The 20707-nt window shown below is 68.2% G+C and carries 19 protein-coding genes; 12 read left to right on the forward strand and 7 right to left on the reverse strand.

Annotated features, from left to right (window positions below; translation table 11 throughout):
• Complete coding sequence (locus tag VI08_RS16605; protein ID WP_045830738.1) at window positions 1–1488, forward strand: leucyl aminopeptidase; 1488 nt, start codon at window positions 1–3, stop codon at window positions 1486–1488.
• 9 nt (window positions 1489–1497) lie between these two features.
• Window positions 1498–1920: a DNA polymerase III subunit chi gene (locus VI08_RS16610; protein WP_045830739.1), complete on the forward strand. Its 423-nt coding sequence runs from the start codon at window positions 1498–1500 to the stop codon at window positions 1918–1920.
• Window positions 1921–2003: 83 nt separating this feature from the next.
• Here VI08_RS16610 and VI08_RS16615 read toward each other — a convergent pair whose 3' ends face one another.
• Window positions 2004–4760 carry a valine--tRNA ligase gene (locus VI08_RS16615; protein WP_045830740.1) on the reverse strand — a complete coding sequence of 919 codons (2757 nt, stop codon included), beginning with the start codon at window positions 4758–4760 and terminating at the stop codon, window positions 2004–2006.
• A gap of 79 nt (window positions 4761–4839) precedes the next feature.
• Between VI08_RS16615 and VI08_RS16620 the strand changes: the two genes are divergently transcribed.
• The 5 genes from VI08_RS16620 (at window position 4840) to VI08_RS16640 (ending at window position 11430) form a co-directional block, all read left to right on the forward strand.
• The gene (locus tag VI08_RS16620) at window positions 4840–6747 is read left to right on the forward strand and encodes an ATP-dependent DNA helicase (protein ID WP_045830741.1); all 1908 of its coding nucleotides are present in this window, start codon (window positions 4840–4842) and stop codon (window positions 6745–6747) included.
• Window positions 6748–6935: 188 nt separating this feature from the next.
• Window positions 6936–8273: a cell envelope integrity protein CreD gene (gene creD, locus VI08_RS16625; RefSeq protein ID WP_045830742.1), complete on the forward strand. Its 1338-nt coding sequence runs from the start codon at window positions 6936–6938 to the stop codon at window positions 8271–8273.
• Complete coding sequence (gene tsaB, locus VI08_RS16630) at window positions 8270–8959, forward strand: tRNA (adenosine(37)-N6)-threonylcarbamoyltransferase complex dimerization subunit type 1 TsaB (protein ID WP_045830743.1); 690 nt, start codon at window positions 8270–8272, stop codon at window positions 8957–8959. Before creD ends, tsaB begins: the two co-directional genes overlap by 4 nt.
• Before the next feature lie 838 nt (window positions 8960–9797).
• Window positions 9798–10301, forward strand: coding sequence for a DUF4365 domain-containing protein (locus VI08_RS16635; RefSeq protein ID WP_045830756.1), 504 nt, complete (start codon window positions 9798–9800; stop codon window positions 10299–10301).
• Window position 10302: 1 nt separating this feature from the next.
• Window positions 10303–11430, forward strand: a complete 1128-nt coding sequence (locus VI08_RS16640) for a hypothetical protein (protein WP_045830744.1) — start codon at window positions 10303–10305, stop codon at window positions 11428–11430.
• Window positions 11431–11808: 378 nt separating this feature from the next.
• Here VI08_RS16640 and VI08_RS16645 read toward each other — a convergent pair whose 3' ends face one another.
• The 6 genes from VI08_RS16645 to VI08_RS16670 all read right to left on the reverse strand — a co-directional run bounded on the left by VI08_RS16645 (window position 11809) and on the right by VI08_RS16670 (window position 16754).
• Entirely contained in the window at window positions 11809–13020 is a 1212-nt protein-coding gene (locus VI08_RS16645; RefSeq protein WP_045830745.1) for a DegT/DnrJ/EryC1/StrS family aminotransferase, read from the reverse strand.
• Window positions 13004–13399 carry a DMT family transporter gene (locus VI08_RS16650; RefSeq protein WP_045830746.1) on the reverse strand — a complete coding sequence of 132 codons (396 nt, stop codon included), beginning with the start codon at window positions 13397–13399 and terminating at the stop codon, window positions 13004–13006. The genes VI08_RS16645 and VI08_RS16650 overlap by 17 nt, the downstream gene beginning before the upstream one ends.
• Window positions 13396–13755: an EamA family transporter gene (locus VI08_RS16655; protein WP_045830747.1), complete on the reverse strand. Its 360-nt coding sequence runs from the start codon at window positions 13753–13755 to the stop codon at window positions 13396–13398. The genes VI08_RS16650 and VI08_RS16655 overlap by 4 nt, the downstream gene beginning before the upstream one ends.
• A gap of 2 nt (window positions 13756–13757) precedes the next feature.
• A complete protein-coding gene (locus VI08_RS16660; RefSeq protein ID WP_045830748.1) occupies window positions 13758–14597 on the reverse strand; it encodes an alpha/beta hydrolase in 840 nt (279 codons plus the stop codon).
• A 74-nt stretch (window positions 14598–14671) separates the two neighbouring features.
• The gene (locus VI08_RS16665; protein WP_045830749.1) at window positions 14672–16087 is read right to left on the reverse strand and encodes a sensor histidine kinase; all 1416 of its coding nucleotides are present in this window, start codon (window positions 16085–16087) and stop codon (window positions 14672–14674) included.
• Window positions 16080–16754 carry a response regulator gene (locus tag VI08_RS16670; RefSeq protein WP_045830757.1) on the reverse strand — a complete coding sequence of 225 codons (675 nt, stop codon included), beginning with the start codon at window positions 16752–16754 and terminating at the stop codon, window positions 16080–16082. The genes VI08_RS16665 and VI08_RS16670 overlap by 8 nt, the downstream gene beginning before the upstream one ends.
• A 143-nt stretch (window positions 16755–16897) precedes the next feature.
• On the opposite strand from VI08_RS16670, the gene VI08_RS16675 reads away from it, so the two are divergent.
• The 5 genes from VI08_RS16675 to VI08_RS16695 all read left to right on the forward strand — a co-directional run.
• Window positions 16898–17521 carry a PepSY-associated TM helix domain-containing protein gene (locus tag VI08_RS16675; RefSeq protein WP_045830750.1) on the forward strand — a complete coding sequence of 208 codons (624 nt, stop codon included), beginning with the start codon at window positions 16898–16900 and terminating at the stop codon, window positions 17519–17521.
• A gap of 14 nt (window positions 17522–17535) precedes the next feature.
• Window positions 17536–18045: a DUF2271 domain-containing protein gene (locus tag VI08_RS16680; protein ID WP_045830751.1), complete on the forward strand. Its 510-nt coding sequence runs from the start codon at window positions 17536–17538 to the stop codon at window positions 18043–18045.
• Between the two features lie 14 nt (window positions 18046–18059).
• Window positions 18060–18869, forward strand: coding sequence for a DUF4198 domain-containing protein (locus tag VI08_RS16685; protein WP_045830752.1), 810 nt, complete (start codon window positions 18060–18062; stop codon window positions 18867–18869).
• A 35-nt stretch (window positions 18870–18904) separates the two neighbouring features.
• Window positions 18905–19888 carry an FAD:protein FMN transferase gene (locus VI08_RS16690; RefSeq protein ID WP_428992164.1) on the forward strand — a complete coding sequence of 328 codons (984 nt, stop codon included), beginning with the start codon at window positions 18905–18907 and terminating at the stop codon, window positions 19886–19888.
• A partial coding sequence (locus tag VI08_RS16695) for a flavodoxin domain-containing protein (protein ID WP_232309579.1) occupies window positions 19885–20707 on the forward strand: 823 nt, incomplete at its 3' end. The genes VI08_RS16690 and VI08_RS16695, both read left to right, overlap by 4 nt.

Raw genomic sequence — 20707 nt, forward strand, 5'->3', positions numbered from 1 at the left:
ATGACGGTTCAGTTCAGCCTTGGTACCACCGCTCCCGAAGCCCTCGCCACCCCCGTGGCGGCGGTCGGCGTCTACGAGAATGGCGTGCTGACCAGCGCGGCGGCACGCATCGACACCGCCGCCGGCGGCGCCATCAAGCGCCTCGTCGAGGCCGGCGACATCACCGGCAAGGTCGGCAACCTCGTCACCCTCCTGCACCCGCCGGGCGTCGCCGCGGCCCGCGTGCTGGTGGTGGGCCTGGGCGCCCAGAAGACCTTCGACGCGACCCGCTACCAGCGCGTCACCCTCGAGGCCGCCCGCGCCATCGGCCGCCTGCCGGTCACCGAGGCGGCCAGCTGGCTCACCGAAGTGGACGTGCCCGGCCGCGATGCCGCATGGAAGCTGCGCACCGCCGCCCTGGCCACCGACCACGCCGCCTACCGCTACACGGCCACGCTGAAGCCCCGCGACAAGGCCCAGCCCGAGCTCGCCGCCGTCACCTTCGCCGGCCCGGCCGATGCCGCCGCGGGCCTTGACCAGGCCGGCGCCATCGCCGAGGGCGTCCGCTTCGCCCGCGAGCTGGGCAACCTCCCCCCCAACATCTGCAACCCCGACTACATCGCCGACCAGGCCCGGGCCTTCGCCGATGCGCACGAGGGCGTCACGTTCGAGGCCCTGGGCCGCGACGACATGGAGCGCGAGGGGTTCGGCTCGCTGCTGGCCGTGGCCCGCGGCTCGGCCAACGAGCCGCGCCTGGTCATCCTGCAGTGGCATGGTGGCAAGGAGGGCGAGCGCCCCTACGCCTTCATCGGCAAGGGCATCACCTTCGATACGGGCGGCATCAGCCTCAAGCCCGGCCCGGGCATGGAGGAGATGAAGTTCGACATGGGCGGCGCCGCCGGCGTGCTCGGCGCGTTCGTCGCGGCCGTGGCGATGAAGCTCCCGGTCAACCTCGTCTGCGTGGTCCCGGCCGTGGAAAACATGCCGGATGGCAACAGCTACCGCCCGGGCGACGTGCTCACCAGCCTCGCCGGCATCACCATCGAGGTGCTGAACACCGACGCCGAGGGCCGCCTCATCCTGTGCGACGCGCTCACCTACACCGGCAAGCGCTTCGACCCGCACACCATGATCGACGCCGCCACGCTCACCGGCGCCTGCGTCGTGGCCCTGGGCAAGCACGCCACCGGCCTCATGACCAAGGACGAAGCCCTCTCGGCCGAGCTGCTTTCGGCGGGCGAACTCACGCTCGACCGCGCGTGGCGCCTGCCGCTGTGGGACGACTACCAGTCGCAGCTGGAATCCGGCTTCGCCGACGTGGCCAACATCGGCGGCAAGTACGCCGGCGCCATCACGGCCGGCTGCTTCCTCGCCCGCTTCACCGAGGGCCGCCGCTGGGCGCACCTCGATATCGCGGGCACGGCGTGGGAAGAAGGCCGCAAGGGCATGGCCACCGGCCGCCCGGTGCCGCTGCTGGCCCAGTGGCTGCTCGACCGCGTCGCGGGCTGATACCACCCCATGCCGCGCGCCGACTTCTACCTGATCGACAAGCCGCGCTTCCGCGAGGATCCGCTCCTGCTGGTCTGCGAACTCGCCAGGCGCGCGTTCGCGGCCCAGCAGCCCACGCTCATCCTCACGCGTGATTTCGAGCAGGCGGAAGCCATCGACGAGTACCTGTGGGCGTTCGACGAGGACGCGTTCATCCCCCACCAGCTGGCGGGGGATGACGACGATGCGAACACCGCGGTGCTCATCGTGCCGCCCGGCGTCGAAACGGACGACCGCCCCATGGTCATCAACCTGCGCGATACCTGCGCCACCGGCCGCTTCGACCGCGTGCTGGAGGTAGTGGCCGCTGATCCGGCCGAGCGCGAAGGCTCACGGGCGCGGTGGGCGGAGTACAAGAAGGGCGGGTTCGAGGTGAACAAGCACGATATGTAGTGCTTGTGTAGGAGCCCACACCCGTGGGCGACAGCTCCTCGCGACGAGCTGTCGCCCACGGGTGTGGGCTCCTACGATGGCGGTTAACCGCCCAGTTTCGCGGCCGTATCGCGCATGGCCTCAGCCTGCCGCGTCCAGTCAGCAATACGCTGGCGCTCCTGCGCCACCACTTCCGCCGGGGCATTGGCCACGAAGTTGGCGTTGCCGAGCTTGGCTTCGCACTTCCTGATCTCGCCTTCCACGCGGGCAATTTCCTTGGCGAGGCGGGCCTTCTCCGCACCAACGTCGATGAGGCCGGCCAGCGGGATCAGCGCGCGCATGCCGCCGACGACGGCCACCGCGGCGGCGGGCTCGTCACCCTCGACCCACGTGGGCGAGTCGACGCGGCCCAGGAACGCCAGCTGCGCGGCGAACTTGGCCGAGCGGGCCCGATCGGCCGCGTCGCCATCGGCGAACAGCAGCGGGATGACCTTGCCCGGCGCGATGTTCATCTCGGCGCGGATGCGGCGCACGCCGGTGAGCACACCCTTCACCCATTCGATCTCCGCGGTGGCGGTGGCATCGCCCGCGATGTCGTCCGCCTCCGGGTAGGGGCGCAGCATGATCGTCGCGCCCTCGATGCCCAGCACCGGGCGCACGTTCTGCCAGATTTCTTCGGTGACGAAGGGGATGAGCGGGTGCAGCGCGCGCAGCAGCGTCTCCAGCACATGCACCAGCGTGTAGCGCGTGGAGGCGATGGCCGTTTCATCCGTGCCGTTGAGCGCGGGCTTCGACAGCTCGAGGAACCAGTCGCAGAACTCGTTCCACGTGAACTCGTAAAGCGCCTGGGCCGCCAGGTCGAAGCGGTACACCGCCAGTTGTTCCTTCACCGTGGCCAGCGTGTCGCGCAGGCGGGTGAGGATCCAGCGCTCGGCTTCGGTCGACGGCGCCACCGGGTGCACCGGGCCCTCGCCCAGGTTCATGAGGACGAAGCGCGAGGCGTTCCACAGCTTGTTGACGAATGCCTTGTAGCCGGCGGCGCGCTCGAGGTCGAACTTGATGTCGCGGCCGTGCGTGGCCAGCGAGGCGAAGGTGAAGCGCAGGGCGTCGGCACCGAAGGACGGGATGCCCTCGGGGAATTCCTTGCGCGTGGCCTTGTCGATCTTCTCGGCCATCTTCGGCTGCATGAGCCCCTGCGTGCGCTTGGCCAGCAGCTCGTCGAGCGTGATGCCGTCGATGATGTCGAGCGGGTCGAGCACGTTGCCCTTCGACTTCGACATCTTCTGCCCATCCTTGTCGCGGATGAGGCCGGTGAAATACACATCCTTGAACGGCACCTCGCCCGTGAAGTGGTCGGTCATCATGATCATCCGGGCCACCCAGAAGAAGATGATGTCGAAGCCGGTGACGAGGACGTTGGTCGGCAGGTAGCGGTCGAAGCCGCGCTCGGCCTGCGCCCGTGGATCGGGCCAGCCCAGCGTGCTGTGGCTCCACAGCGCCGACGAGAACCAGGTTTCGAGCACGTCGGCGTCGCGGCGCAGGGCGCCTGTGTAGCCTTGCTCGGCGGCCAGCTTCGCGGCTTCCGCTTCGTCGTGCGCGACGATGATGTTGCCGTCGTCGGTGTACCACGCCGGGATCTGGTGGCCCCACGTGAGCTGGCGGCTGATGCACCAGTCCTGGATGTTGGTCATCCAGTGGCGGTAGGTGTTGATCCAGTTTTCCGGCACCAGGCGCACCTTGCCTTCCTCGACGATCGCGAGGCCGCGCGCGGCGAGCGTGTCCATCTTCACGAACCACTGCCACGTGAGGTACGGCTCGATGACCTGGCCGGTACGGTCGCCGCGCGGCACCTGCAGCTTGTGCTTCTTCGTCTCGACGAGCAGTTCCTGCGCCTCGAGGTCGGCGAGCACGGCCTTGCGCGCGACGTAGCGGTCCATGCCGCGGTATTTCGCCGGCGCCGCGTCGTTGATGGCCGCGTCGTCGGTGAGGATGTTGATCATCGGCAGGTTGTGGCGCTGGCCGATGGCGTAGTCGTTGAAGTCATGCGCCGGGGTGATCTTCACGCAGCCGGTGCCGAAATCCTTCTCGACGTACTCGTCCGCGATGATGGGGATCTGGCGGTCGGACAGGGGCAGGGCGAGCATGCGGCCGATGAGGTGCGCATAGCGTTCGTCCTCCGGGTGCACGGCGACGGCGACGTCGCCCAGCATGGTCTCGGGGCGCGTGGTGGCCACGACCAGCTCGCCCGAGCCGTCGGCCAGCGGGTAGCGGATGGACCACAGCGAGCCGTCCTCCTCCTCGCTCACCACCTCGAGGTCGGAGACAGCCGTCTTCAGCACCGGATCCCAGTTCACCAGCTTCTGGCCGCGGTAGATGAGGCCCTCCTGGTGCAGGCGGACGAAGGTTTCGACCACGGCCTGCGAGGGGCCCGGGTCCATGGTGAAGACCTCGCGGCTCCAGTCGCCCGACACGCCCATGCGGCGCATCTGCCGGCCGATGGTGCCACCGGACTGCTTCTTCCATTCCCACACGCGCTCGATGAAGGCGTCGCGGGTGAAATCGGCGCGCTGCTTGCCCTCGGCGTTGAGCTGGCGGGTGACGACCATCTCGGTGGCGATGCCCGCGTGGTCGGTGCCCAGCTGCCACAGCGTGTCGAAGCCGCGCATGCGGTGGTAGCGCACCAGCGTATCCATGATGGTGTGCTGGAACGCATGGCCCATGTGCAGCGTGCCCGTGACGTTGGGCGGCGGCAGCATGATCGTATAGGGCGTGCCCTTGCCGGACGGCTTGAAGTAGCCGTTGGCTTCCCACTCGGCGTACCACTTCGATTCGATCAGGCTGGGCTCGAAACTCTTGTCCATGCGTTGGTTCCCGGCGCGCGCCCTGCAGGTGCGCGTATTGGCAGGCGAAAAGAGGTCTATTGTAGGCGATACTGGCCGGATGACTGAACACGAAGTGGCCGCGATCCTCGGCGCGGAGGGCCCGTTCGCCCGCGAAGTACCGGGTTTCGCGCCCCGCGAGGCCCAGCAGCGCATGGCCTCGGCCGTGGCCCGTGCCATCGACGACCGCGACGTGCTCATCGCCGAGGCCGGCACGGGCACCGGCAAGACCTTCGCCTACCTCGTCCCGGCACTGGAGTCCGGGCGCAAGGTCATCGTGTCCACGGGCACCAAGGCCCTGCAGGACCAGCTCTTCTTCCGCGACCTGCCGCGCGTGCACCACGTGCTGGGCAGCCGGGCCAGGGTCAGCCTGCTGAAGGGCCGCGCCAACTACCTGTGCCTCTACCGGCTCGACCAGGCCGTGCGCGAGGGCAACCCCGACCGCCACCTGGCCACGCAACTCTCGGCCATCCGCGCATGGTCGGCCCGCACCCGCCGTGGCGATCGCATGGAAATGGCTGATATCCCTGAGGATTCACCTGTTTGGCCGCGGGTTACCTCCACGCCGGAGAACTGCCTCGGCAGCGAGTGCCGGTTCTTCGAGGACTGCCACGTGGTGAAGGCCCGCCGCGAGGCCATGGAATCCGACGTGGTGGTGGTGAACCACCACCTGCTGCTGGCCGACCTGGCCCTGAAGCAGGAGGGCTTCGGCGAGATCCTGCCGGGGGCCGACGCGTTCATCCTCGACGAGGCCCACCAGATCCCCGAGCTGGCCGGCCAGTTCTTCTCGCAGAGTGTCGGCTCGCGCCAGCTCACCGACCTGGGCCAGGATGCCCTGGTCGAGGCCCAGGGCGTCACGGGCGCCACCAGCCAGCTGCTCGAGCCCGTGGAGGCCGTGCAGGACCTGGTGAAGCGCCTGCGCCTTGCCATGGAGCCCCTGCCGCCGCGCGGCGCGTTCAGCGCGCTGGAGCGCGACCCCACGGCGCACGAGCTGCTCGCCGAGCTGCGCGACGTGGTGGCGGCCATGGCCGATCTGCTCGCCGGCCTGGGCGAGCGTTCGCGGGGCCTGGCCAACGTGCACGAGCGCGCGCAGATGCTCAGCCTGCGCCTCGACCGCATCGCCGAGGAGCACTCGGCCGCCGACGTGCGCTGGTACGAGGCGTGGCCGCGCGGCTTCGCGCTACACGCGACGCCGCTCGACCTTGCGTCGCCGCTGCGGGCCATGCGCATGGCCACCGACGCCGCGTGGATCCACACCTCGGCCACGCTTTCCATCGCCGGCGATTTCCAGCATTTCGCCCGCCAGCTGGGCCTCGAGCATCCGCAGACGCTGCACGTCGAAAGCCCCTTCGATTACAGCCGCCAGGCGCTCGCGTACCTGCCGAAGGACCTGCCCGACCCGTCCGCGCGCGACCACACCGACAAGGTCATCGAGGCGATCCGCCCGGTGCTCGATGCATCGGACGGCCGCGCGTTCCTGTTGTTCACCTCGCACCGTGCGCTGCGCCGTGCCGCCGAGCTGCTCGAGGGCCGCGTGCCCTGGCCGCTGTTCGTGCAGGGCACGGCGCCGCGCCACCGCCTGCTCGAGGAGTTCCGCCTGAGCGGCCGCGGCGTGCTGCTTGGCGCCGCCAGCTTCTGGGAGGGCGTGGACGTGGCCGGCGACGCGTTGAGCGTGGTCGTCATCGACAAGCTGCCGTTCGCCATGCCTGACGACCCCGTGCTGCAGGCGCGGCTCGAGGCGCTCGAGGAAGCCGGCATCAACCCGTTCATGGGCTGGCAGGTGCCCACCGCCGTCATCGCGCTGAAGCAGGGGGCTGGCCGGCTCATCCGCGACGTGCACGACCGCGGCGTGCTGGTGCTGTGCGACCCCCGCCTCACGACGAAGGGCTACGGCCGCCTGTTCCTCGCCAGCCTGCCACCCATGCCCCGCACCCGCGAACTCAGCGACGTCGCCGCATTCTTCCTGTAGGAGCGCACCCCGTGCGCGACGCTGTTCGTGTTAGCGCCACAGGCCCTGGTGCTCTTCGCCAAAAGCTGTCGCCCACGGAGTGGGCTCCTACGAGGCACACCTTTGCCCTGAAATGCCCTGGACCGCGCCCGCCCAGCGCCCCGCGCGGCGCCACGATCCCACCTCAACCATGAGGAAGGGGATATCGAATGTTCCGCTGGATGCAATCCATCACCGCCAAGGTGCTCGGCATCGGCGTGCTTGCGCTGCTGATGATGATTCCGCTCAACCAGGCCAACGGCATCGTGCGCGAGCGCGAGGCGATGCGCCAGGCGGCCGTCGAACGCGTCGCCGCCGGCTGGGGCGGCCCGCAGACGCTGGGCGGCTTCGTCCTCGCCGCACCCGTGCGCACCGAGGTGCGCGACGTGCAAGGCCATGTCGCCAGCGTGCGGGACAGCACGCACATCGTGCTTGCCGACGAGCTCACCACCACGGCCGGGCTTGCCGTGCAGGAGCGCACCAGCGGCATGTACGCGGTGCCGGTCTACACGGGTGAAGTCACTGTCCGCGGGCGCTTCCTTCCCGAGGATATCGCCCATGCGGCCGCGGGCAGCGATGGCGTGTTCGACCTGGCCAGGGCCGAGCTGCGCCTGCTCGTCGCCGATGTGCATGGCCTGCAAAGCATCACGGCCGCCACCGTCGACGGCCGGCCCGTGCGCCTCGCCGCGTCCGCCGACAAGATGGGCCCTTACAGCGTGCTCGCCGCGCCGCTGCCCATCGACCCGGCGCGCACCACGCCGATCGACGTCACGCTGACGCTGCGCATCGCCGGCACCGAGGCGTTCTCGACCCTGCCGCTCGCCCGCGCCACCACGGTGCACCTGCGCTCGGCATGGCCCGATCCCAGCTTCATCGGCGCGTTGCTGCCCGGCCAGCCGGGCGTCACCGCCAAAGGCTTCGATACGACCTGGCAGGTCATGGACCTCAATCGCTCATACGGCCAGCACTGGGACACCGCCACCACCGACGTGAACAGCCGGCTCGAGGCATCGTCGTTCGGCGTGCGGATGGTGAAGCCCGGCAGCGTGTACCAGCAGAACGATCGCGCCGGCAAATACGGCCTGCTGTTCATCGCGCTCACCTTCGTCGCGTTCTTCCTTTTCGAGGTGCTGAAGGGCCTGCGCCTGCACCCCGTGCAATACCTGCTGGTGGGCGCCGCCATGGCGAGCTTCTACCTCCTGTTGCTGGCACTGTCCGAGCAGATCGGCTTCGGCGGGGCCTACCTCGCGGCGGCCGCCACGGTGGTGTCCATCGTGGGTGGTTATGCTTCGGCGGTGCTCCGTGCCCGCACCGCCGGCCTGGTGCTGGGCGGCGTCCTGGCGCTGGTTTACGCCATACTGTATGGCCTGATCGGCGCCGAACAGTACGCGCTGCTCATCGGCTCGGTGGTCCTGGTGGTGGTCATCGCGCTGCTCATGTTCCTCACCCGCCGCATCGACTGGTATGCCTACGGCACGCCGGCCACCCGCCAGACGGATACGCCATGAACTTCCTTGCCATCGAAACCTCCACCGAAGCCTGCTCCGTCGCCCTCGTGCATGGCGACGAGGTGATCGAACGCAGCGAGGTCGCCCCGCGCCGCCATGCGGAGCTGGTGCTGCCGATGGCTGACTCGCTGCTGGCCGAAGCGGGCCTCTCCCGCGAGGCGCTCCACGGCATCGCCGTGGGGCGCGGCCCCGGCGCCTTCACCGGCGTCCGCCTGGGCGTATCGCTGGCCCAGGGCATGGCGATGGCGCTCGACGTGCCCGTGGTCACCGTCTCGTCGCTGGAGGCGCTGGCGCTGGAAGCGCCGGAAGACGACGCGGCCATCCTGTCGGTGATCGACGCGCGCATGGGCGAGATCTACGTCGCGGCGTGGCGCCGCGAGGACGACGGCAGCGTGAGCCTGCTCGATCGCGAACGCGTGGATACGGCGGCGGCGTTGCTGTTGCCGGAGGCGCCGGCGTGGCATGTGGTGGGCACGGGCTGGGCCACGTACGAGGCGGTGTTGCGTGAGCGTATCCCGGCACCGATCCGTTCGGCGGAGGGTGCGCGTTTCCCGCAGGCGCGGCATGTGGCGGAGGTGGCGGCAAGGCAGTTCCGCGCGGGCCGCGCGGTGGCACCGGAGCTGGCGCTGCCGGTCTACCTGCGCGACAAGGTGGCCCTCACGCTGGTGGAACAAGGCAAGGCCTGACCCCGCCATCCCCCTGGCTTGTGATTGTGGGGGCCACCTGAATAGTGTGAGCCACCTGACTTGTGTGAGCCACCTGACTTGTGTGAGCCAGCTGACTTGTGGGAGCCAGCTTGCTGGCGATGCTTTTCTCACCGGTTCATTCGCTGTAGCGAATGCGTGTCTTCAGCGGCGTTCGCCGCCTATGGCGTGTGGGCTCGAGGCGAAGAGCCCTTGGTGTCCACCCTCGCGTCCAAGGCTGCGGCTGCGCAGCCGTGTCTTCCATTCGCGCACGGGTGTGCGCTCCTACGGGCCTACGGCCGCTCTCTTGTGCGGAACTCGCCTCGAGGGTGGACACCAAGGACTCTCCCAGGCCCTGAAGTTCCGGCCGGTTAGCAAGGCGCCGTGCCGTTAGTCGACGATAGTGATGATCCGAATGTTCGGAGCCCACTGGAATTTCTGCATCGCGCCCGGGGGCTATGGTTCGAAAGGACACTTGCCTCCTTGACTCAGAAAGTTCGTGCTATGACCAGCCGCCCAAATTGGCCTTTTTGCGGGCTGTGTTCTACTCCATTGCATCCATCGTCTGTCGAACACATCGCCTAAGTACATTGTTTCATCAAGTATTTTTTTGGTGAACTGGAGCAGTGAGTGTTTCGATTGTGGCGTTGTCCCCATTGTCTGATCTGCGCTTCCGATGGGCAGACCGACTTGAGGTCCGCTTGGTGCGGGAAGCGTTGGAAAGGGATGTCTCAACGCTATGTGGCGCAGCAATGTCGCCGCCGCTATGCTCAGTCACATCACCGCTCCGCTGTCCACCGGGACGGGCCAAAGCGGCAGGCGAGAGTCGGAGCGACACAGCATGGCGGCAATCACGACCCACCCCAACGACGTCAAGGAAAGGCTTTCCGCCGCGTATGTTACGGCTGTGGCTGGTGCGGCGGGGTGTCAGGTCTCCAAATTGGAGATCGACAAGCAAAGCATCGACGCAACGCTTAGACCGATCAGTGGTCAACCCGTCTCGGTCGACCTGCAGGTAAAGGCAACCTCTGCTGACTGTATTTCGAATGGCGTCCTGACTTTCGCTCTACCTATCAAGAACTACGATGACCTGAGGCAGACGGTTCGAACGGCACCGATTTACCTTGTGGTCCTTGTTCTTGGAAATCAGAATCCGCCATGGGTCTACACCAATCAAAGCTCGCTTCTTGTGCGACGCTGTGCGTATTGGTTTGACCTCAGCGGTCAGCCTGAGTCGAGCAACTCGACTTCTGTCACGGTCCATATACCGACTACGCAAATCTTCAGTGCGAGCGCAGTGGTGAAGATGATGGATGACGCATACGCGAAGTGCAAAAATGACTAGGATGGATCAGAACATCTTGGACGTCGTCACGTCTCTGACGTTTGCCGACATTAAGGGATGGCTTCAGACGCAAGGTTTCCTGATGGAGGGCGCCTTTGGTCAGTATGCTGCGTTATTTCGGTCCTTCGAGAACGAAGATCGCGCGAGCGACGTTGCCCTGGTTGTCCCGGTTAATCGCGATGTAGCCGACTATGGAAGGCGCATGAGCGAGCTCATGAGTGAGCTCGCCAAGCTGCAAGATAGGGAGATTCAGTCTGTGCTTGCAGATCTATCACTATCTCCTTATGACGTTGTGCGGGTTCGGACGCCGCACGCCGATAGTGCAGGTGCAGTTTCACTCGATGCTGGAATTGGTATCTGCGAGAACGCCAAGGCAGTCCTGTCGTCGGCCGCCAATTTTGCTGCGTCGCCGGAGAAGCGTAAGAGCTGGACTGGCCGAAAATATGGCGACGCTACTGAGTATTTGAGCCGAGTGAAGTTTGGTCAGACTCAGAAGGGCAGTTTTGTATTGAATCTGCTTTCCCCGTGGGCATTCACACCGAATGCAAATAGCCTCTTGCCTGACGATGCTCCTTACGGTAGGGCGGTTATGACGTCTCTGGCGGATGCAATGCTTGCCACAAAGGATGCGCTATCCGGTGTGTCGGCAGTCGAGCGTTTGGTCCAGTCTTACGCTAAGGGGGTAAGCGCAAATTTCTGCCAGGCTCTTTCTGCAATCGCGGAACAAGGTGATGGGGTGGACCTGAGCATTCAATGGGCCGCACGTCGCCCGCTGCAGACCCGCCCATTTCTCAAGGTCTCGATGGCAGATGCTGCAACGTTGACCGATGCAGCGAGAGAACTGCGCGCGGCTGAGCCGGAGTCTGATGTCTGCCTGGAGGGAATCTTTACCGGCATTGAGACGGATGTTGATAGCTTCGACGGGAAAGCCACTTTGCTGACCCGCTATGGGACGTCGACCAGAAAGATTCTGATGGAGTTTAGTAACGAGCAGCGGAACAAGATATATGACGCTGCCAAGAAGAAGCTTTGGGTCCGCGTAACCGGAGAGCTGAAGGCGGAAAGTCGACGCTATATTCTTCTGAATCCGCGAGATTTTGAGATTGTCCAAACTGACGAGCTTCTCTGATCAGGGACGAACGAACGGACTCGAACAGTCACGAACCTGGGCGGCATTTGATCACGCCGTGACATAAGAATTTGGCGGTCGCTCTCCCACCGGATTCCTCAGTGCGAGAGAGAGTTCTCGATTGCCACATTTGAGGCACGTTCCGAAAAAGAGGGCGGCCGAAGGCCAACTAACACATCTGCGCCGAAGGCGCCCTTCGCTACGAACGCTGAGGACCTGTCTGAGCAGCGAGGGTGGGCGTCAAGGGCTCTTCGCCTCAACCCCGCACGCCTTAGGCGGCGAACGCCGCTAAAGACACGCATTCGCGCTAGCGAATGAACCGATCTAATAGCATCGCTTGCAAGCAAGCTCCCACAGATGTGGTGGATGGTTTCAGGCTCAGCGCGAAACGATCGTCGCTTCGATCACCGCGCACACATGCTCGAAACACGCATCGTCCAGCCACGGGCTATTCGTCACCGTCAGCGTCCGCGCCGCGAAATCACGCGCCGCAGGCACATCCTCGCTACCCGCCATCGTCCCAAGGTACGGATAATCCGGCAACGCATGCACGAACATCCGCGCCACGCCATGTCGTGATGCCCACAGCCGCTGCAACACCGCATCGCGCGTCGCCTCATCCGGCAACAACAGCATCAGGTAAGGCCACGTGCCGCCATCGTCCGTGAACACATGCACGCCGGGGATCGATGCCAGGGCGGGCACGCGCGCGCGCGCCTGCGCCGCCGTCGTCTCGATGAAACGCGGCAGGCGGTGGAACGCGCGGGCACCCACGGCGCGGCGCCAGCGGCCCACGCGGTGCAGGGGGAAATTGGCGTCGAAGTGTTCGCCTGCCGCGCCCAGCAGGTCGCCGCGGCCCAGCGCGCGGCGTAGCGGGCCGCCGTAGGCGACGCCCAGGCCGCGTGGGCGATAGAACGCGGCGTAGCCGGCCAGCTCCAGCGTGCGGCGTAGTTCCCAGCCGGGGTGCCAGCCGGCGATGCGGCGCGAGGCGCGGCGGATGCTGTCGCGCACCGTCGCGTCGCGGGCGACGAGCAGGCCGCCTTCGAAGATGGAAAGCCCCTTGCCGGCGGCAAGGCTGAAGAAACCCACGTCACCATGCGTGCCCGCGGCGGCGCCGTCGATGCGCGCGCCCAGGGCCTGTGCGGCGTCTTCGACCACGAACGCGCCGACGGCGCGTGCCACCGCGTTGGCATGCGCCACGTCGGCGACGCGGCCGCCGAGGTGGGTGGGGATGATGGCCAGGGTCTGGTCGCCACAGGCGTCGTCGAGCCGGTCGGGGTCCATGTCGAAGTGCCCGGCGCGCAGGTCCACGAGGCGCACCTGGAGGCCCGCGCGGCGGATGGCCAGCGGCACGAGGGGGCAGGTAAACGCGGGGATCACCACCTCACGGCGTGCGCGGGCGTGGTCGGCAAGGGCGGTGAGTGCCACGGTGAGCGCGGCGGTGCCGGAGCATTCCAGCTGCGCCTCGTCCACGCCGAGCCATTGCGCGGCCAGCGCCGTGAGGGGTGCGGGCACCGCGCCACCCATGTCGGCGAGGCCCAGGGGCAGCCCTGCGGTAGGCGGGGATTCGGGCTCAGGCCGGAACCACATCGTGTTCACCTTCATCGCCCTCGGCAACGGCCAGGCATGCGATGCCCGCGACGATCGCGATGGCGCCCACGATCTGCGTGGGCGTCACTGGTTCGTTGAAGACCCAGTAGGACAGCACCATCACGCTGACCACTTCCATGTGCGAGGCGGCGAACGCGGGGCCGATGGGCGCGTGTTTCAGCAAGCTCATCCACGTGACGAACGCGCCGATGTAGCCGACGACCGCGCCATAGATCCACGGATAGGAGAAGACGCGCAGTGCCCACGCCAGGTTCATTTCCACCGGCAGCGCATGCGTGCCCGCGAGCTTGAAGCAGACAAGGTTCAGCGTATCGAACGCGAGCAGCAGCGCGAAGCCGATGGCATAGAAGCGCTTCATGCGCCGGCCCCCACGATGGCGACCCCGGCGGCGACCAGCAGGATGCCGGTGACGCGCAGCGGGCTCAGCCGCTCACGGAACAGGAAGCGCCCGGCGATCATGATGGCCACGATATTGATGGAGCCCAGCAGCACGCCCTCGGAGAGCGGCACCAGCGACAGGAAGGCGATCCACACCACGAACTCGAGCACATAGCAGGCGATGCCCACCCATATCCACGGCCGCGCCAGCATGTATCGCCAGCGCGCCAGGCCATCGCCCGCACGCTCGTCGCCCGCCGCTGCCTTAAAGGCGAGCTGGCCGCCGGTATCCAGCAGCACGTTGGCGAGCCACAGCGCGAAGGCCAGCCCCTGCATGCTCACGCCGCCATGCGCGCGGGCCGCGCGTCGCGCGCGATGCGGGTGAAGAAATCCGCGCTGCGCTCGATCAGCGTGCGGCGTTCGCGGTCGATCGTGATCATGTGGTAGCTATCGGCAAGCAGCAGCATCTCGACCGGGCCGCGCACGCGGCGGGCCACCAGGTCGGCGTTGGACGTGCTGGCCACGTCGTCGTCGGCGGCGTGCGCGATGAAACACGGCGCCACCACGTCGGGCAGGCGGCGGCGCACGTCGCGCGCCAGCCACCACATCTCGGCCAGCGCATGCCACGGGTTGCCAGGCAGGCCGGCGGCCTCGCTGTCGCCGGCGAACATGGCGGCGCTGACCTGCGCGCGGAGGCGCTCGTCGCGGATGCCGTAGGGGGGCTGCTCGATGAAGCTGCGGTGGCGGCCGATGCCCAGGCGCTTGAAGACCGGCAGCAGGAACGAAAGATGGCGGCCCGTCCAGGGGATGGACCAGCCGTCGTAGTGGAACGTGGCGCCGAACACGCCCACGCCATCGACCCAGCCCGGCCGCACGGCGGCAAGGCGCAGCGCCAGCACGGCGCCCATCGACAGCCCGGCGACGAACAGGCGGTCGACCTTGCCACGCAGGGCTTCGGCAGCGGCCTCGACGCTGGCGTACCAGTCCTGCCACGTGGTGGCGAGCAGGTCGTCCTCGCTGCCGCAATGGCCAGCCAGGCGTACGCCCACGACGGTGAAACCGGCGCGGTTCAGGCCCTTGCCGACCATGCGCATCTCGGTGGGCGTGCCGGTGAGCCCGTGGATGAGGAGGACGCCCTCGCGCCCGCCTTCGAACTGGAATTCGGTCGCGTCGCTCACGCCTGGGCCTCGTGCCTTCGATGGTTCATGGCACGCATGCTCGCAAGCGGTGGTTTCAGCGGGCTTTCCGGCGGCTAGGCGGGGGCGCTGGCAGCCGCGAAACGCAGTTCGACGCGCAGGCCACCGAGCGCCGAGCGGCCGAAGGCCACCCGCGCCGCGTGGCGCTCGGCGATGCTTTCGACGATGGCGAGGCCAAGCCCGGTGCCATCCTCGTCCACGCCGGGGACACGGAAGAAGCGCTCGCCCAGCTGGTCGAGGAAGGCCTCCTCGACGCCCGGGCCGTCGTCATCGACCGCCAGCACCACCTCGACACCATCGCGTGCCACCGAGGCGGTCACCGTGTGGCCGCGGCCCGCGTAGTGGAAGGCGTTGTCGACCAGGTTGTCGATCACCTCCTGGACCTGCAACGCATCGCCGCGCACCAGGCAGGCGGCGTCGGCGCCCTCGTAGCCGAGGTCGACGCCCAGCGCCAGCGCCTGGTGCACGCGCATGCCGACCGCCTCGGGCACCACGTGCGCGAGATCGATGACGGGCATGCCATCGTGGTCGGGCAGGTCGGGCGATTCGGTACGGGTCAGGGCAAGCAACTGCGCCGACGTGCGGGCGGCGCGCGCGGCCAGGCGGTGGACATGGGCAAGGGCGTCACGCTGTTGCGCGGCATCCGCAGGCGGCCCCGCGCGCTCCACGTGCAGCTGGATGCCGGCCAGCGGCGTGCGCAGCTGGTGCGCCGCATCGGCGATGAACCGCTCCTGCAGGCCCAGCATGTTGCGCATGCGGGCGAACAGGTCGTCGATGGTGCGGGTGAGCGGCAGGATCTCCACCGGCACGTCTTCCTCGCCGATGGGCCCCAGGTCGTGGCCGCGCCGGCCGAGCCGCGTGGTGAGTGGCTCGAGCACGCCCAGGCCATGGCTGACGCCAAACCACACCAGCGACAGCACGGCGATGATGAGCAGCGCCTGCATGGGCATGGTGAGCAGCAGGATTTCCCGCGCGCGCTGGTGGCGGTCGCGCAGGTTCTCGGCCACCTTGATGGTCAGCGTATCGCCGGCATCGTGGCGGTTGGCCACGCGCATGACAGCCGCGCGCAGGGCCTTGTGGCCCAGGTCGGTGTCGTACAGCAGCGGCGCCGCATCGACGTCCACGGCGCGGCGCGTGGGCACGGCCAGCTCGGCATTGCCAATGATGCGGCCGTGGCGGTCGCTCACCACCTCGTAGTAGTTGCGCCCGTCGGGGTCGTATTCGAGCAGGAAGCGCGCCTGCGCCGTCAGCTCACCGCGCAGCGCATCGCTGCCGATCATCTCGGCCAGAGTGAGCGCGGAATCGCTGAGGTCGGAATCGTGCACGCGGTTGGAATACGCGAGCGCGATGAAATAGCCCACCACCGTGTCGACGACAAGCACGCCGAGCACGGGAACGAGCAGGAAGGTGAGGAGGCGCCGGCGCAGGCTGGGCCGCGCCGCGCGGCGGGCCGCGGGGCGGCGTTCAGGCATCGGCCGTTTCTTCGAGGAGGTAACCCAGGCCGCGGATGGTGCGCACGTTGGTGCCCGAGCCGTGCAGCTTCTTGCGCAGGCGGTGCAGGGCGATGTCCAGGCCGTTATCGGTCAGGTCCTCGTCCCAGTTGCACAGGGCCTCGACGAGCTGCGCGCGGCTGGTGACCTTGTCGGCGCGCGTGGCCAGGGCCTCGATGAGGCCGAACTCGCGGGCGGTGAGGTCCAGTGGCGTGTCGCCGATCCAGGCGCGGTGGCCGGGGATATCGAGGCGCAGGCGGCCGATGCGGAACTCCGGCGCGCCCTGGCTGGTGCGGCGGCGGAGCAGGGCACGGACGCGGGCCTCGAACTCGGCCAGCGCGAACGGCTTCACGAGGTAGTCGTCGGCGCCCAGGTCGAGCACGCGCACGCGCTCCTTCAGGCCCTCGCGCGCGGTGACGACGAGCACGGGTAGGTTGGCCCCGCGTTTGCGGGCCCGGGCCAGCACGTCGCTGCCATCGATCTGGGGCAGGCCCAGGTCGAGCACGAGGAGGTCGTAATCGTGGTCGCGCAGCGCGTTATCGGCGCTGGCGCCATCGGCGACATGGTCGACGGCGTGGCCACCCTGCTGCAGGGCGGAGCGCACGGCGGCGGCGATGGAGGCGTCGTCTTCGGCGAGGAGAATGCGCATGGTGGGCAAGCATACGCTCCGTGGTGGGGTGGGCGCATGCTGTCGCGGCAGGCTTTCCATTCCCTTTCCTGCAATTGCGAACCATTCGCATCCAAGCTACCATCGTGTGGCTCATCGAACCGCACCAGGGGCCTGGACAACACATGCGCGACACCGTCGACCGGACGCGCCGTGCGTTCTGGCTCAAGCACCTGCACCGCTGGCACTGGATCAGTTCCGCCGTCTCGCTGGTGGTGCTGCTGCTGTTCTCGGTCACCGGCTTCACGCTGAACCACGCGGCACAGATCGAAGCCGCGCCGCGGGTGCAGCGCCATGCCGCGACGCTGCCCGCGCCCCTGCTGCGGCAGCTCGTGGCCCCGGGCCACAAGTCCGCGCCCGTGCCGGCCGCCGTCGCGGCGTTCGTCCGCGAACGAACCGGCGCCGACATCGCCGGCCGCGACGCCGAGTGGAGCGCCGACGAGGTGTACATCTCGTTGCCGCGCCCCGGTGGCGACGCCTGGGCAAGCATCGACCGCGAAACCGGCAGCGTGCAGTACGAACTCACCGACCGGGGCTGGCTCGCCTGGTTCAACGACCTGCACAAGGGCCGCAACACCGGGGCCGCCTGGCGCTGGTTCATCGACATCTTCGCCCTGGCGTGCGTGGTCTTCGCCGCGACGGGCCTGCTCCTGCTCAAGATGCATGCCCGCCAGCGCGGCATGACCTGGCCGCTCGTGGCGCTGGGTTTCGTGCTGCCGCTGGTGCTTGCCCTGCTTTTCATCCACTGACCCGAAGGACCGCCATGCGCCGGATGCTTCCCCTCGCGCTCTGCTGCCTCGCCGCCCCGGTGGCAGCGGCGGACATGAACCTCACCGTCGAGATCCCCACGCTCAAGGTCGCCGAATACCACCGCCCCTACGTGGCCGTGTGGATCGAGCGCGAGGACCACAGCGTCGCCGCCAACCTCGCCGTCTGGTACGACGTGAAGAAAGCCAGCGGCGAAGGCACCAAGTGGCTGAAGGACATGCGCCAGTGGTGGCGCCGCAGCGGCCGCGACCAGGCCATGCCCATCGACGGCGTCTCGGGTGCCACGCGCCCCGCCGGCCAGCACCAGCTGCGCTTCACCGATGGCAAGGCGCCGCTGGGCACGCTTGCCCCCGGGCACTACGAACTGATCGTCGAGGCGGCCCGCGAAGTGGGCGGCCACGAGACGCAGCGGATCGCGTTCGACTGGCCAGCGAAGGCGCCCACGCACCTCGCCGCCCAGGGCACGGACGAACTCGGCCAGATCACCCTCGACCTCAACCCCTGACTGGAGCTTCCCCCATGACGCACCGCTTCGTTCGCGCCGCGCTCGCCGCCGCGCTGTTGCTGCCGTTCGCCGCCCAGGCGCACAAGATGTGGATCGTGCCCTCGGCCACCGTCGTCTCCAGCGACGACGCGTGGGTGACGGTCGATGCCGCCATCTCCAACGACCTCTACTACCCCGACCACTTCCCCGCCCAGCTCGACCAGCTCACCATCACCGCGCCCGACGGCACGGCCGTGAAGCCGGAGAACCCGTGGACGGGCAAGTACCGCAGCGCGTTCGACCTGCCGGTGCCGCAGGCGGGCACCTACCGCATCGCGCTGGTTAACCAGGGCCTGTTTGCCAACTACGAGGTCGACGGCCAGAAGAAGCGCTGGCGCGGCAAGGCCGACGAGCTGAAGGCCGGCATCCCCGCCAATGCGAAGAACGTGCAGGTCAGCGAGATGGCCTCGCGCGTCGAGACTTTCGTGACCCAGGGCAAGCCGGGCGGCGACGCGCTGAAGCCCACCGGCAAGGGCCTCGAGCTCGTGCCGGTCACCCAGCCCAACGACCTGGTGACGGGCGAGAAAGCCACGTTCCAGCTGCTGCTCGACGGCAAGCCCGCGTCGAACCTGAAGGTCACCGCCATCGCCGGCGCCACGCGCTACCGCAACGCGCAGGGTGAGCAGGAAACGCAGACCGACAAGGACGGCCGCTTCAGCTTCACCTTCGCGAACCCGGGCATGTACTGGGTCAATGCCAGCAGCGAAGACGGCAAGACCTCGGTGAAGGAAGCGAAGCAGCGCCGCGTCGCCTACACCGCCACGCTGGAAGTGCTGCCGCAGTGACCTGGCGCGCCGTGCTCGCACTGGCGTGCTGCGCCGTGGCCTCCGCGGCCACGGCCACCGACGTGCGCCGCTTCGAAGGCGAGACCATGGGCACCACCTGGTCGGTCAACGCGGTGCTGCCACCGAGGGCCGACGCGCGCGCGATCGAGCACGGCATCCAGGGCGAGCTCGATCGCGTGGTGGCGCAGATGAGCACGTACGAGGCGGACTCCGACCTCAGTCGCTTCAACCGCGCACCCGCTGGCACGTGGCAGGTGTTGCCGGCGGAGTTCTACGGCGTGCTGCGTTACGCGCTGTCGCTGGCCAGGGCGTCGGGCGGCGCGTACGACCCCACGGTGGGCCCGTTGGTCAACCTTTGGGGCTTCGGCCCCGACAGGCACCCGCATGATGCGCCGGATGCCAGCGCCATCGCGGCGGCCAGGGCCCGCGTGGGCTGGGCGAAGATCCAGCTCGACGATGCAGGCCACCGTGCGCTGCAACCAGGTGGTGTCTACGTGGATCTTTCGTCCGTCGCCAAGGGCTTCGGCGTCGACCAGGTGGCACGCTACCTGTCGGCGCACGGGGTGCAGGGTTACCTCGTCGAGGTGGGCGGCGAACTGCGCGCCCATGGCCGCAAGCCCGATGGCACGCCGTGGCACGTCGGCATCGAGCGGCCGGGCGCGGCGGCCGGCGCGGTGGATAACGTCGACGAGGTGGGGCGCATCGTGTCGCTCGGCGACAAAGCCATCGCCACCTCGGGCGACTACCGCCACTTCTTCGAATCGGGTGGCCGCTTCTATTCGCACCACATCGACCCGCGCACGGGCTACCCCGTGGCGCACAAGGTGGCGTCGGTGAGCATCCTCGCCGACGACTGCATGCATGCGGATTCGCTGGGCACCACCATGACAGTGCTTGGGCCCGACGAGGGCATGGCCTATGCGCGCGAGCATGGCATCGCCGTGCTCTTCGTACTCTACGGCGAACACGGCGCATTCGAGGAGCGCATGTCGTCCGCGTTCGCGAAGGCCATGCGGTGAGGAGCGCCCTGGGGCAGCTTGGCATCGGCGCGGCGTTGCTCGTCGTCGTCGCGCTGTTCGCGTCGCTGCAGGATTTCTCCGCGACGCGGCTGGGCACGCCCCTGCAGGCATCCGGTGCCGCCGTGGCCATGCTGGGTTGGGCCGCGTGGGCAGCACGGGCCGCATGGCCCCGCCGGGGTGATGCCCAGCCGCACGACGCGGGCGGCGTCCTCGTGGTGCACGCATCGCAGACGGGCTTCGCCACCGAGCTCGCCGAGCGCACCGCTGCGGCCCTGCACGCGGGTGGCGTTCGCGTCGACCTGCGCGACATCGCCACGCTCACGGCGGCCGACCTCGCGGCCGCCACGCGTGCGCTGTTCATCGCCAGCACCACCGGCGAGGGCGATGCGCCCGATGGCGCCACGGCATTCCAGCGCGAGGTGATGCGCGGTGCCGTCGATGTCCGCCATCTGTCGTACGCCGTGCTGGCGCTGGGCGATCGCGATTACGACGATTTCTGCGCGTTTGGCCGCGAGCTCGACCGCTGGCTGCGCGAGAAAGGCGCCGCGCCCTGGTTCGATCGCGTCGATGTCGATAACGGCGACGACGGTGCGCTGCGCCACTGGCAACGCCAGGTGGTGCAGGTCGCGGGCGCGGCCGGGCAAGCCGACTGGTCGCGGCCCGCGTACCAGGCCTGGCGGCTCCAGGCCCGCCACCTGCTGAATCCCGGCAGCGCCGGCGGTGCGTGTTTCCACCTGGCGCTGGTGCCTGACGACGCGGCGCACCTGCAGTGGCACGCGGGCGACGTGGTGGAAGTTGGCCCGCGCCGCGCGCGCGGCG

The organism is Luteibacter yeojuensis (assembly GCF_000964085.1).
In the GTDB taxonomy this organism is placed as follows: domain Bacteria; phylum Pseudomonadota; class Gammaproteobacteria; order Xanthomonadales; family Rhodanobacteraceae; genus Luteibacter; species Luteibacter yeojuensis_A.

What these genes read in the sequence shown, in the direction of transcription:
- VI08_RS16620 (WP_045830741.1), top strand. Translation starts at nt 4,840, where the DNA reads ATGACTGAACACGAAGTGGCCGCGATCCTCGGCGCGGAGGGCCCGTTC.
- VI08_RS16635 (WP_045830756.1), top strand. Translation starts at nt 9,798, where the DNA reads ATGGCGGCAATCACGACCCACCCCAACGACGTCAAGGAAAGGCTTTCC.
- VI08_RS16670 (WP_045830757.1), bottom strand. Translation starts at nt 16,754, where the DNA reads ATGCGCATTCTCCTCGCCGAAGACGACGCCTCCATCGCCGCCGCCGTG.
- VI08_RS16610 (WP_045830739.1), top strand. Translation starts at nt 1,498, where the DNA reads ATGCCGCGCGCCGACTTCTACCTGATCGACAAGCCGCGCTTCCGCGAG.
- VI08_RS16650 (WP_045830746.1), bottom strand. Translation starts at nt 13,399, where the DNA reads ATGAAGCGCTTCTATGCCATCGGCTTCGCGCTGCTGCTCGCGTTCGAT.
- VI08_RS16615 (WP_045830740.1), bottom strand. Translation starts at nt 4,760, where the DNA reads ATGGACAAGAGTTTCGAGCCCAGCCTGATCGAATCGAAGTGGTACGCC.
- VI08_RS16640 (WP_045830744.1), top strand. Translation starts at nt 10,303, where the DNA reads ATGGATCAGAACATCTTGGACGTCGTCACGTCTCTGACGTTTGCCGAC.
- VI08_RS16665 (WP_045830749.1), bottom strand. Translation starts at nt 16,087, where the DNA reads ATGCCTGAACGCCGCCCCGCGGCCCGCCGCGCGGCGCGGCCCAGCCTG.
- VI08_RS16675 (WP_045830750.1), top strand. Translation starts at nt 16,898, where the DNA reads ATGCGCGACACCGTCGACCGGACGCGCCGTGCGTTCTGGCTCAAGCAC.
- VI08_RS16685 (WP_045830752.1), top strand. Translation starts at nt 18,060, where the DNA reads ATGACGCACCGCTTCGTTCGCGCCGCGCTCGCCGCCGCGCTGTTGCTG.
- VI08_RS16645 (WP_045830745.1), bottom strand. Translation starts at nt 13,020, where the DNA reads ATGTGGTTCCGGCCTGAGCCCGAATCCCCGCCTACCGCAGGGCTGCCC.
- VI08_RS16655 (WP_045830747.1), bottom strand. Translation starts at nt 13,755, where the DNA reads ATGCAGGGGCTGGCCTTCGCGCTGTGGCTCGCCAACGTGCTGCTGGAT.
- tsaB (WP_045830743.1), top strand. Translation starts at nt 8,270, where the DNA reads ATGAACTTCCTTGCCATCGAAACCTCCACCGAAGCCTGCTCCGTCGCC.
- VI08_RS16605 (WP_045830738.1), top strand. Translation starts at nt 1, where the DNA reads ATGACGGTTCAGTTCAGCCTTGGTACCACCGCTCCCGAAGCCCTCGCC.
- VI08_RS16680 (WP_045830751.1), top strand. Translation starts at nt 17,536, where the DNA reads ATGCGCCGGATGCTTCCCCTCGCGCTCTGCTGCCTCGCCGCCCCGGTG.
- creD (WP_045830742.1), top strand. Translation starts at nt 6,936, where the DNA reads ATGTTCCGCTGGATGCAATCCATCACCGCCAAGGTGCTCGGCATCGGC.